The sequence below is a fragment of the Serratia sp. K-E0102 genome, from assembly GCF_029962625.1.
Classification (GTDB): domain Bacteria; phylum Pseudomonadota; class Gammaproteobacteria; order Enterobacterales; family Enterobacteriaceae; genus Serratia; species Serratia sarumanii.
Genome location: NZ_CP124754.1, coordinates 4857802 through 4870578 on the forward strand (window position 1 = coordinate 4857802; position 12777 = coordinate 4870578).

Sequence of the window (12777 nt, forward strand, 5' to 3'; positions counted from 1 at the left end):
GTAGACGCATAACATGAACAAACATTCGATAGCAGTAACCGCGGGCAGCCTGGCGTTGATAACGCTGGCTTCGACGGCCGACGCGGCGATCGCGTTGGATCGCACGCGCGCCATCTATGTGAGCGACGCCAAATCGATCAGCCTTAACATAACCAATGAGAACAAAGAGTTGCCTTTCCTTGCTCAGGCCTGGATCGAGAATGCGCAACATCAAAAGATCGTTTCGCCGCTGGTGGTATTGCCGCCGTTGCAACGGGTGGAAGCCGGAGAACGCAGCGTCGTGCGCATTACCAAAACGCCGGAAGCCGAGCTATTGCCGCAAGATCGCGAATCGGTGTTTTATTTCAATTTGCGCGAAATTCCGCCCAAAAGCAGTAAAGCCAACGTGATGCAGCTGGCGCTGCAAACGCAGATCAAACTGTTCTTCCGCCCGAAGGCCATCGTCGCGCCGCAGGGTGAGATATGGCAAGAACAGCTGGTGTTCCACAAAACCGCCGACGGTTTCACCATCGAAAATCCGACGCCGTTCCACATCACGCTGACCGGCATCGCCCGTCAGACGCAGAAACAAGGCGGTGGCGCGATCGGCGATTTTCAGCCGGTGATGCTGTCCCCCAAATCCAGCGAAAAAGTGCGTTTGCGCGACCATGGGTTCGACACCTTCGTCGTCACCTATATCAATGATTTCGGCGGCCACCCCGAGCTGCGCTTCACCTGCAGCGCTAGCCTCTGCACCGCCGCACCCGGAAAAAAATAAGGAGATACGGCATGGCTGACTTCACCGGCCGCCTGCGGCCTCTGCTGATCGGCGCCTTGCTGCTCGGCAACGGCGCCGCGATGGCCTCTCCGCCGGGAGAGGTTCAGGGCACCAGCGGCACCGTCGGTTTTCAGGGCGCTCTGCTGAGCTCTCCCTGCAGCCTGGCGCCGGACAGCCGCGAGCAGTCGGTCGATCTCGGTGAGATCGGCACGCTCGCCTTCCGGCGTGTCGGCGATCAAAGCGCACCGGTACGTTTTCGCCTCGTCTTTACCCATTGCCTGCTGGGCGCCAAGGCGCTGGCAGACAATCCGGCCGGCATGCGCAACGGCGACGCCGGCAGGCTTTACCTGCGGGGGGAGCAGGCCGCCACGCTGGTATTCCTCGGTGAAAGCGACCCCGACAATCCGCAGCTGCTGAGGCTGCACGGCGGCGTACAAGGCGTTGGCCTGCGGCTGAAAGATCAACGGGGCCGCGCATTGTCCCTCAACCAACCCGGCGCCCCCTATGTCTTGCAGCCGGGCGGCAATACGTTGTGGTTCAGCGCTCAATTGGAATCAACCCGTCCGTTCATCGAAGCAAACCAATTCAAAGGAGTGGTGCATGTCCAGCTGGTCTATTTATAAACGCCTGACGTTGCTGGGTTGCCTGGCGACGCCGTTCGGCGCTCAGGCGCTGGAATGCCACCTGAATACCGAGAACGGCATTACCGAAGAGAGCGAGGATATCGGCCGGTTGACCATACCGGCCACCTTACCGGTCGGCAGCCGGCTTTGGACCTCTAAACCGATGAGCCGCGACGTTATGTGCTGGGCGCACGCCAGCAAACCCAAGGGGGAATGGGTTTATTTCTATCCCAATCCGGACAACCGGCAGTTCGCCGCCGGCATCGCCATGGGGGTGATTTATAACGGCCGGGATCTCGGCTTGATCAACTCCCGAGTACAAACCGATATGTTTCGTACCCCCAAGCAACGGGAGCTCGGTCACGTCAACTATCAGGTTTATTTGCAAAAAACCGGAGAAATCACCGAAGGGGGCGCCAGTCAGATCGCCGTTTTTCAGCTCGATGGCGTAGGCGGCATCAACGTCCACCCGGGAAAAAATTACCGTTTCACCCTAACCGGGCTGGATAAAATCAAGGTGATCCAGTGCGCCGCTTCGGTGGAGCTTTCAACCCCGGAAGGCGTTGATTTCGGTGAGATCCCGACCTGGAAACCCAATGCGGGCACCGTAGCGAGCAAGGATTTCAGCATCTTGATCCGCAAAAACGGCTGCAGCGACAGCTTCGCGCTGGAGGCCAATTTCATGGTGAAAAATGGCACGCTGACCGACGCTACCGGCTTGAATATGGACAATGGTTCAACCTTGCGCATCCACGATAATTCCAACCCCAAATGGATTAAATACAATCAGTTCGACAGCTTTGCCGACATGAGTGGCCGCGATCAGGTGCAAAAATCCTACAGCGCCTCATTGCAGGCCAGCGGGGAAGGACAGGAAGGCAATTTCCGCAAGACCGTAATCTTGCTGATTAATTATATTTAATGGTGGTGATGATGAAGAACTATCGGACAATCACCGCTCTGTGCGGCATCGGTTTTCTATTTTCCTCCGCAGTCGCGGCGGAAAATAAGGAAATAGACTTTTTCGGCTCCGTGGTAAGCAGACCCTGCAATATCGACCCGCAGTCTCTTCACCAGACCGTCGAGATGGATACGGTGTTGATCAAAACTTTGTACCGCTACGGCCACACCAACCCCGTGTCATTTTCCATTCGCTTAACCGACTGTAAAACCGCCGTTTTCAAATCGGTCACCGCCACCTTTACCGGCACCGAAGATGCCGAACTGCCGGGCAAGCTGGCGATCAACAATGGCGCCAACGGCGCCGCTATCGCGCTGTTTGACGGTGCTGGCAAAGCGATTGATCTGGGCACGCCGACCGATGCGGTGACATTGCAAGACGGCCCCAACGCCCTGAGGTTCAGCGCCTATGTCCAGGCCCGGCCGAGCGCTATGAAAGATAAAAGCCTTACCGAAGGCGAATTCAGTTCCGTCGCCAATTTTGTGCTGGCGTACCAATAAGCCCCGCACCGCCCCAGGGAAATCAGGAAAACGACCGGCGCGCGAACGCCGGCGATTGGCCGTCACCGTTCGCTCCGGCGCGGCGCCGCGGCCTTTTAAGGAGCCACCCATGCCAGATATTCGCTTCACGCTGTTCGACAGCGATAACTTCTACCTGCAGGGGCTGCGTCTGCTGCTGCAGGACTATCTGCACTCCCTGAACGAATGCCAACGCCTGTACCCGCAGTTCTCGCCGCTGGCGCTGCAGGCGTTGGATAACATCGAAATCGTGTTCCGCACGCCGGAAGAGCGCTGGGGCTGCGCCTGCTGCTACCGGAGCCCCTACGGTATCCCGCGCCAGCGGCAGCTGACCTTGCTGATCCTCGACGACACGGCCCAGCAACAGGTGAAAAACCTGTCTCCGCTGTTCAGCATCCACCGGCGCGACTCGGTTTACGCCATTCGCCTCAAGCTGCAGATGGCACTGGAAAAATTCATTCAGCAGCCGTGGATGGCGCTGCACGCCGCCGACATATGGAAATGCCAGGCCTGCCGCCTCGCCGCGCTGAGCCACTGTGAGAAAAAGGTGCTGGGCCTGATGAGCAGCGGCATGTCCGCCTGTAGCATCGCCGGCCTGCTGCAGCGCAGCCAGAAAACCATCAGCGCCCACAAACGTTCGGCGATGCGCAAGCTGAACGTGCGCAAAAACAGCGAGTTGAATCGGGTGCTGCTGAATCAGCGGGAGCTGAATTAAGCGGTATGCGCGATAAGCGAATGAGAATCATCGGGCTGCGCCTAAACGCAGCCCATAACAGATTAACCTGCCATTCTCTTTTCAATGAAAGAGCCTAAACGTCAGCCATAAATCAAAGATTCGTGCATTGGCCTGTAATATCACTGCGCCAGGATTTACCTTTGTCCTTAACCTTGCAGTTATGGGCATCCCGGTGGCTAAGCACCTTCCCGGAACAGTTCTTTGCGCTATAACATGTGCCTGCGGCCGCAGACGCAGTCAGAGGTAGCAGTAAGCATGAAGCGAGAGTAATAACAATCGATAGACTTTTCATAACATATATCCTTATTCGTTCATATTTAAGTTTCATCGTTGTACATATCGCAGAATAAATCTGCTTACGTCTTTCTATCCTCAACCCATTTTGTTTAATACGCCTCCTTACCTCTCTATCAAAACTTCAACAATGAACGACGCCGTTCTATCGAACAACGCCCCAGGTAAATGCATTGATAATCACGCTCGTCCAGCGGCGATAAACACGCGGCGCCTTTTTACCGATATAAGAACTACCAGCCAATGAATGAACAGGCTATGGTGATGACTATTATAACTTTGCCGTCATTCCGGCACAGACCGCGTTGCGACATCCCTTGTCGAGGCGGATTTCCATATTTCCCGGCGCTATCCCCGCGTATCTACCGTAACAGAGGCCGAAAGGCCGCTGTCTATTTGTTGCGGAGAGTCAAAAACAATTTTTACTGGGACGCGCTGGACAATTTTGGTGAAGTTCCCTGTCGCATTGTCTGGTGGTAATAAAGCAAAAGTTGCTCCTGTAGCCGGTGAGATACTATCCACCCTGGCATGAAATATTTTCCCTGGATACGCATCAACTTTCACCTCCACAGGCAATCCTTTACGCATACGTGCTTTCTGCGTTTCCTTAAAATTGGCGCTTATCCATGGGGCCGCTCCGGAGACGATACTGGCAATGGACTGCCCCGCCTGAACCATCATACCCACTTGCAAACTACGGTTGCTGATTACCCCATCAATAGGCGCAATAATCCGCGTGTAACTCAATGTCAATTTCGCCTGTTCCAGGTTTGCCTGAGCCTGTTCAACATTAGCCTGGCTTTGCTCAATTTCGCTTTGCAAGACCTGGAGTTTATCGCTTTGCGTTTTCAAGCTCGCTTGCGTTTGGTGGTATTTTGCCTCTGCGACGCGATAACTGGATGTGGCGTTATCCATGTCTCCCTTGGAAACATAATTCTTTTTCTGCAAAATTTGAAAACGGAGATACTGCTGATGCGCATACTGCAGAGTGGCTGCAGCAGAATTCACATCGCTGCGAAACTCGTCAATAGCACTTTTTTGCATTTGATAACTTGCCTGGGCATTCGTTAACGCCGCCCGACTTTGCGCCAGAGTCGCCTCTGCTTTCTGCAACGCGACAACAAACTCCCTGTCGTCCAACTGAGCCAACAAGTCGCCCTTATTCACCCGATGATTGTCCCGAATCATAGAGTTAACCACCACCGCGCTGATGCGGGCGCTGACGTTTGTAATGTCTGCTTGCACGTAAGCATTGTCGGTGGTTTGAAAGTAGCGCCAATAAAGCAACCAATAAAGAAACCCTGACAAAACCAGTAACACGAGCAGAAGGAAACCTATTTTTTTAGAATGTTTCATGATGAATTCCAACAACCTGAATGATGTACGCTTAATACCCACCATCCAGGTTGAAAATATTTTCATATTATGCGCAACAGTAGAGCCTATCGTTAGCACATCCGTATCAATTGTTTGCCGAAATGTTTTCCATTAAGTGAATCAATAAAAGCCTGAGGCGCATTTTCCAGCCCATCGACTATTGTTTCTCGGTATTTCAACACACCGTTCTCTGCCGCATTTAACAAGAATGCATCTGATTCGGCGTAGTCTTTGAACCATTCGGTTACCAAAAAGAAACGATTTAAAGGCGCATCCGGCAGGGCAGAGAAAAAGTCTGCCGGGCCGGATGCATCAACATCAGTGCCTTTATTGTAATTGGCCGCATTACCGCAGATAGGCACCCTTGCCCCCTCATTCAGCAACTTGGCGACAAACAGTGATACGCGGCCGCCCACGTTCTCAAAATAGATATCGATACCCTGGGGGCACGCGGCGCGCAAATCCCGGTTAAGGTCGGCAGTCTTGTAGTTAAGGCAACTGTCAAAACCCAGCTCCTCCACGACATACCGGCATTTATCCTCGCTGCCGGCCAATCCCACAACGCGGCATCCCGCCAGTTTACCCAATTGCCCAACGACGGAGCCAACCGAGCCCGAGGCGGCAGAAACGACCAATGTTTCACCCGGTTTTGGCTTCGCGATTTTGTTTAAACCGAAATAGGCCGATCGGCCCGGCGTCCCGACCGCACCGAGAAAAATAGAAGGTGGTAATGTTGTCTCCGGCAAACGATGAACAGTGAAGTTTTGAGCATCACCGATATAATACTTTTGCCAACCGGAGAAGGTGAATACGCGATCGCCAACGTTAAACAAAGGATTACGCGAAGCCACGATTTCCCCAATAGCCTCTCCCTGAATCACTTCCCCCAGCTTTATCGGGCTCACGTATTTGGTGCTTTTATTGAGCCGTGGCCGGAGATAGAGATCGATCGATAACCATTTGTTCTCAACCAGAAACTCTCCTGGATCCAATGGCCTCAACGAGCTGGTCTCCAATCTGAAGTTTTCCAGCGTAGCGGCGCCATCAGGGTGGCTGTTCAATACGATCGATGCATTCTCAAATTGACTCATGTTCTTCCCCCTCTTAACTACGTAGATACATGTTTACGGCATCAGCAACCGCCAGCCCTGTGGGCCAGGATTTAACGGCCTTTTTTACGCAAATGTGACGTCCAACGATATTTCGGCCAATAAAAACTGAACAACACCATCAACAAAGTCAGTGGCCAACCACAGATAAAAATAATCGTGTCAACGGGCAGATCCTCGCGCATTGACAGGCCATATACACCGACGGCTTTCAGAAGGAAAACCAAGATCCACGCCAATGATACTTCGTGCCACACTTTTGCGTATTGAGCGGTACCGTAAACGGGAATATCTTTCAACCTTGGCATCGCCTGTTCTGCCAGCGTACGTATCATTGGCTTGCCTACCAGAGAATAGAAGCCGAATACCACCACCACTGAAGATGCTCCGCTGACCGCGAGAAACACATTTTCTTTCTTGATTGCGAACGGAGCATAGCCGCGTAAATACAAATAGTGACTAACGCCTGAAACCAGAATTAATGCGATCACCGACAATGAACCGCTACGCTTGTTAAATATTTCCACTGCGCCTGAATAAATAGCCGTCAGCAGTAATGCGAAACCCGCGCCTCCCCACCAAAAGGCGATGTTATAAAGCACGATCGGGGTAATGATAGTAATGCAAGCATCGCGCGACATCAGGTAGTGCCATATCGTCATAGAGCGCTGACTCATTCCTTACCCTCTTTTTTGACATGCAAACGAAAATCGCGAGAAGAGAACATCACAAGCAACGCGGTTGCCAACATCATTCCGCCCATAATCAGAAACAGATCGTTAAACGCCATGATTTCCGACTGACGGGCGATTCTTTTGCCAAGTATCGCGAAAGCCGTACTTTTTATACTCATGACGTCAACGGCCAAACCGCGCGCGATCATCAGACTTTTAACGTCATTGAGATACCCGGCAAAGGCATTGCTGCCGGAGACCAACGACGTCTTAACGACGTCGACATGGGTATAAATGCGCGTGATGAAAAAGGTGCTTAAGATGGCAGTGCCGCAGGAGCCTCCCAGACTGCGGAATATATTGATCAACACCGCCGAAGAGGCACTGTCTTTTTGCTGAATATTGCGGGTAGCCAGCAAGGAAAGCGGCACCATGATAAAGGGCTGGCCTAATGCGCGGATCAACATGGACCAGGCCATCTGTGGGCCGGCAAAGTCGCCGTCCATCGCACAGTCCATAAAGGCACTGATGGCCAGACCAACAAACCCTATGCAAATTAGATACTTCTGGTTATATCGTTGAATAAGCAACGGGATAAAAGGCAGGATGATTAACTGAGGAAACCCCATCCAGATCACCACCGTACCGATATCAGAAGCATTGTAGTCATGTACCATCGTCAGGTAATACGGCACCAAGAATAACGTACCGTAGATAGCGACGCCCAACATGGCAAAAACCAAGATGGCGCACGAGAAATTGTAGTCCCGGAATAAGCGAATATTGATAAGCGGCTGGGCATGCGTCAATTGGGCATACATAAATATTAAGAAACTAACAGCGGAAATGACCGCCAACACGCATATCATATTCGATTCTAGCCAGTTTTCTTCACCGCCCTTTTCTAAAATCACCTCAAGCGCGCCCAAACACAGCATGACCGAAATGATGCCGACAAAGTCCCCGCGACGAATAATATTCCAGTCGATAACAGGGTGTTTTAAAGCATAGTGAATCAACCCCCAGGACAACAAAGCGGGTATCGCGTTGATATAAAATATGGCGTGCCAAGAGAAATTATCCGTCAACCAGCCTCCCAATGCCGGCCCTACCGCCGGCGCGAAAGTCCCTATAATGCTAAACAGCGACATGCCCAACGGCCGTTTTTTTAATGGCAGGATCTCAATAATCAAGCGAAATGAAATGGGAATTAGCGCCCCGCCACTGAACCCTTGAAGCGCCCTAAACACGATCATGGAACTCAGATTCCATGCGGCAGAACACAGCAGCGATGCCCCCAAAAAGCCGGCAATGCACCACAGCGCATAACGCCCGGTCCCCAGAGCCTGACAAAGCCAACCACAAAGCGGAATTGCCACTATCTCTGCGGTAAAATAAGACGTCATCAGCCAGGAACTGTCATTCAGCGTCGCAGAAAGCGCGCCTTGAATCACTTTCATGGATGAATTGGCGATTTGGATATCCAAAATCGCCATAAAACCGCCGATTAATCCTCCGAGAATAGCGCACCATTCACGCCTGGAGACCCTGGTGTCCTCGGCTGGCACCGCGGCCGTTGTCAAAACGGCGCTCATGACAATATCTTCCGCAGCTGGCTGGCCGTATGGCTTATCTGAGGCGGATTCATCATCGAGATGTGATTGCCAGGCGCGCTTATTATCGTCATCCCCCCGCGAGCCAGACGAGCCCAACCCAGTCCGGGTATCTCTTGTGCAATGCGGTCCGGCAGAATCTCCTCCGCCTCCGCAACCACGATCCTGCCGTCATATTCTTTGCCCTGATAGCTATCTGTCGCAGCGATATGCGCCTGTAGAATCGTCAGAAAATGCTGGAACTGCGTTGCGCTAATATTGTCAGGAACCAATTTTGCGCGCTTGAATTCCTGCAGGAACAACAATGAACGCTGCGCTTCGGACATCTCTGCCAGCGCAGGTGCGGCGATTGCAAATGACGCACCGGTAAAACGCTCCACCTTGCGGGCGAAATATGCAAGCCGTTCAAATTCATTCATCTGTGCGGCGCGATCAATCTGTATCTGAGGAGCAGGTTGATCGAGTATCAGCACCGTTGGCGTTCGCCCGTCGGCATGCTGCAGTTGGCGCGCCATTTCGAACGCGATTGTCGCCCCCAGGGACCATCCGCCCAGCACCAGATTTCGCCGTTGCGCAATATCCTGCGCCTGCTGCAGATAGCATGCGGCCAGCACCTCTATATCGTGGTTGTAGGCCTGATCTTCACCGAAGTTCGCCACCTGCAGGCCATAGATCGGATAGTCGGCCCCCAACTCACGCGCTAATGGGTAATAACACAAGATGTTTCCGCCTGCCGGATGAATCATCAAGAGCGTCGGTTTATCTTCCTCGACCCCGGTATTCAGCATCACCAACGGCGATAATACTTGCCGTTCAGCCTGCGTCAGAAAGGCCGCCAACTCGCCGACACTGCCGTGCTCAAACAACTGCCCTAAAGACAGGGTTGTGCCAAAATGCTGATTTATTTCGATCACCAACTTCAATGCGGTAATCGAATTTCCCCCCAGCGCGAAAAAGTCATCCCGCGTATCCAATCGCTCGCGTTGCAGCACGCGGCAATAAATGGCATATAAGCGTTGTTCGACGTCCCCTTCCGGCTCTCGCACCGATTGAGGTATGGCATCGTTCATGCGCGGCAAAGCACCATAGTCCACCTTGCCACCGGCCGTTAACGGCAAGCTGTCCAGCCAAACCCACTGATCCGGCTGCATGTAATGAGGGACCTTGCTTTGCAAAAACGCACGCACTTCCGCGCTGCGAGCCTTTCCTTCGCCGCAACAATACGCCACCAGCCAGCTCTCGCCCGCACCGTTCAGCCACTGTTTTACCGCGGCTTGAGCGATCGCCGGTTGCTGCTGCAATACGTGCTCGATTTCCGCCAGTTCCACACGATAGCCCCGCACTTTCACCTGGCGATCCAAACGCCCTAAAAACTCGAGGTTTCCGTCCGGCAGCCAGCGCCCTTTGTCGCCAGTGCGGTAAAGGCGTTCACCCGCCAAATAAGGATGCGGGATGAAATTCGCCCGATTCTGCTCCTCTAAGCCGATATAACCTGCAGCCACATGCTCGCCGCCAAGATAAATCTCACCAGGAAGGCCGATAGAGACTAACTGTTGATAAGGATCCAATACCAACACGTGGCTGTCGGCCAAGGGCTTGCCGACCGGTAAATAGTCGCCCATCTCATCCGGCAAACCGTCCGGCAAGGTATAGGTCGCCACACCGACGGTACACTCCGTAGGGCCGTAGTGATTGACCACACGGCAGTCAGCCTGCAGTTGACGTATGCGTTTGACTAACGCCGTCGGGACTCTTTCTCCGCCCAAGACTAAAAGACGACGTGGCAATAGCGCACCCGCATGGGGTGACATGAGCAATGCGGTCAGGTGCGTTGGCGTGATCTTCATGCAGTCCAAGGGATGCCTCTCCAGATAGGAGAACAATGCCTGCGGATCATTAAGCTGCTGAGTGCTTATCACCTCCAGTTGTCCCTGGTAGATCAGCGCCGGGAACAGCATGGTATGCGCCAAGTCGGTAGTGAAGGCGGAAAACATGCCATATCGCGCCCCGGCAGGTTGATCCAGGACAGAGGCGATGACCTGGCAATATCGGCTTAGCTGAACATGATTGACCCTGACGCCTTTTGGCCTACCGGTGCTGCCTGAGGTATAAATGATGTAAGCGGGAGCGTCTGTCGGCATTGTCAGTAATTGGGGATTCGTGCTCAGCGCGGCGCCGTGGCACTGGTCAATCGAGATTGTCGGCTGTGAAACCGCCGGCGATCCGGCATCCACCACAACGAAGCGCGCCTGTGCGTCCCGCAGAATAAAGTCGACCTGTTCCATCGGCAAAGTGATATCGACAGGCACATAGCATCCCCCTGCTTTCAATATTGCCAGCAGAGCCACGACACAGCGTTCGCTTTTGGCCATAAACAGCGCCACTGACTGCCCCGGCAACAGGCCATGTTCCAGCAAACAGTGCGCGAGACGGTTAGCCTGCTCGTTCAGTTGTCGATAGCTCAAAAGACGGCCATCGCAACGTACAGCCACCGAATCGGCATCCAAAGCATCGGCCTGACGCTCAAACTGCCGATGAACCGCCATGGGAACGGCGTCAAGCAAGCGTCTACACCCGCTCAGCAAGTGGCTATGTTCCTCGCGAGTCACCAATGAAAGATCGCGCACGGTTATTTGAGGCCGTTCGATAAGCGTTTCCAACACCGTGCGCAGATCGCTCAACATACGCGTTATCGTACTGCGGTTAAACAAATCGGGATTGTAGTTTAAGGTAAACAGTAAACTACCGCGGCTTTCTTCAACCCACAGGTTTAGATCCAGTTTGGATACGCCATAATCGATTTTAAGCGGTTTATAGGTAAACAACGTGTTGTTATGAAAATGAGGAAATACCTGATACGTCAGCGCCGCCTGAAAAAGCGGATTAACCTGCGGATTTCGGATATGGCCAATTTCATCAAGAATATCATTGAGGGGAATAGCCTGGTGCAGCTGAGCTTGCTCACTCTCTGAGCGAACGTCGCCAATAATTTCTCGTAACGTCGCCTCTGGAACGATATCCAGTTTCAGGGGTAAGGTATTCATAAACAACCCCAGCATATTCTGAGTCTCGGGTTGGTTACGATTGGCAAAAGGACAACCGATAATGATTTGCTGCTGGTTGCTGTATTTGTGCAACAAGAGCATATAGGCCGAAAGAATCATGTGGAAAGGCGTCGCGCCCAGCTGTGCAGCCTGCATCTGCAAACGCTGGGTGAAATCCCGATCAAAAGTGTGGCTTGCCATACTGCCTTTGGTGCTCATTTTAGCTGGCCGTGGGCGATCGGTCGTTATCTCAAGCAGGCCTTGCGCGTCATCAAACTTTTTAGCCCAATACGCCAAACCCTTTTGATATTCTGCCGTGGCATACCACTGTTCTTCTGCCAATGCATAGTCGGAGAATTGCAGAAAATCGTTTGTACGCGGTGTCTCGCCATGGAGGATTTGGAAATACATCTCCATGAACTCTTTAAAGAACAAGCTGACCGTCCAGCCATCTGAGATAATATGGTGAAACGTCAGCAACAATACATATTCATGTCGATTGGTTTTAATCATGCGCCAATAGGAAAGTGGCCCACAAGTCAAATCGAAAGAACGCTGTCCTTCCTGACGCGCAACGTTTTCTACCCACTCGTCACGCTCGTACTCAGGAAGAGACAAAATATCGTCATAGTGGAAATTGAACAGGACTTCATCACTCACGCACTGGCAGAGTTCGCCCTCCACCACGTTGAATGTGGTGCGAAGAATGTCATGCTTTTTCGTCAGAAAGGTCAGCGCCTTTTTCACTACCTCCATGTCGATGTCATGCTCGACGCGGCAAGTGACGGCATAAGGATTGTTGTACGCCTTACCGTCGTCAAGGTACTGATCCAATACCCAAATACTGCGTTGTGAACCGGTCACAGGGAAGTGCCGCCTGGCCGAGTCAGCTTGTTTTCTGATGATTTTACCGGAAGCCAACACCACTTGCGTTTTCTTCTCCCTGGCAATTTTTTTCAACTCATCCAAACTCAACGATTTGAGCATGGCGCTACTGATTTTAGTCATCATCAAATCCCGCTTTTGCCTGATTGGCATGTTTGCCTACGTGGTTTCCCCCAGGCTCGCACC

At 52.7% G+C, this 12777-nt stretch carries 10 protein-coding genes; 5 read left to right on the forward strand and 5 right to left on the reverse strand.

Annotated elements, in window-relative coordinates; genetic code table 11:
* The first annotated feature begins 13 nt into the window (after positions 1–13).
* The 5 genes from SSARUM2_RS23025 (at position 14) to SSARUM2_RS23045 (ending at position 3574) form a co-directional block, all read left to right on the forward strand.
* Positions 14–757: a molecular chaperone gene (locus SSARUM2_RS23025; protein ID WP_041037078.1), complete on the forward strand. Its 744-nt coding sequence runs from the start codon at positions 14–16 to the stop codon at positions 755–757.
* 11 nt (positions 758–768) lie between these two features.
* Entirely contained in the window at positions 769–1380 is a 612-nt protein-coding gene (locus tag SSARUM2_RS23030) for a fimbrial protein (RefSeq protein WP_060453114.1), read from the forward strand.
* Positions 1358–2302, forward strand: a complete 945-nt coding sequence (locus tag SSARUM2_RS23035; RefSeq protein WP_041037081.1) for a fimbrial protein — start codon at positions 1358–1360, stop codon at positions 2300–2302. Before SSARUM2_RS23030 ends, SSARUM2_RS23035 begins: the two co-directional genes overlap by 23 nt.
* 8 nt (positions 2303–2310) lie before the next feature.
* The gene (locus tag SSARUM2_RS23040) at positions 2311–2841 is read left to right on the forward strand and encodes a fimbrial protein (protein WP_223307131.1); all 531 of its coding nucleotides are present in this window, start codon (positions 2311–2313) and stop codon (positions 2839–2841) included.
* Positions 2842–2950: 109 nt separating this feature from the next.
* Entirely contained in the window at positions 2951–3574 is a 624-nt protein-coding gene (locus tag SSARUM2_RS23045; protein ID WP_060453113.1) for a LuxR family transcriptional regulator, read from the forward strand.
* A 663-nt stretch (positions 3575–4237) separates the two neighbouring features.
* On the opposite strand, the gene SSARUM2_RS23050 is transcribed toward SSARUM2_RS23045, so the two are convergent.
* The 5 genes from SSARUM2_RS23050 to SSARUM2_RS23070 all read right to left on the reverse strand — a co-directional run bounded on the left by SSARUM2_RS23050 (position 4238) and on the right by SSARUM2_RS23070 (position 12717).
* On the reverse strand, positions 4238–5245 hold the full coding sequence (locus SSARUM2_RS23050; RefSeq protein WP_033638614.1) for an HlyD family secretion protein: 1008 nt from the start codon (positions 5243–5245) through the stop codon (positions 4238–4240).
* A 92-nt stretch (positions 5246–5337) separates the two neighbouring features.
* On the reverse strand, positions 5338–6357 hold the full coding sequence (locus SSARUM2_RS23055; protein ID WP_033636362.1) for an NADP-dependent oxidoreductase: 1020 nt from the start codon (positions 6355–6357) through the stop codon (positions 5338–5340).
* A 71-nt stretch (positions 6358–6428) separates the two neighbouring features.
* A complete protein-coding gene (locus SSARUM2_RS23060; protein WP_033636363.1) occupies positions 6429–7052 on the reverse strand; it encodes a hypothetical protein in 624 nt (207 codons plus the stop codon).
* Positions 7049–8644: an MDR family MFS transporter gene (locus SSARUM2_RS23065; protein ID WP_065424452.1), complete on the reverse strand. Its 1596-nt coding sequence runs from the start codon at positions 8642–8644 to the stop codon at positions 7049–7051. The genes SSARUM2_RS23060 and SSARUM2_RS23065 overlap by 4 nt, the downstream gene beginning before the upstream one ends.
* Positions 8641–12717 (reverse strand): non-ribosomal peptide synthetase, encoded by a 4077-nt coding sequence (locus SSARUM2_RS23070; RefSeq protein WP_225369127.1) that lies wholly within the window; start codon positions 12715–12717, stop codon positions 8641–8643. The genes SSARUM2_RS23065 and SSARUM2_RS23070 overlap by 4 nt, the downstream gene beginning before the upstream one ends.
* Positions 12718–12777: the final 60 nt, after the last annotated feature.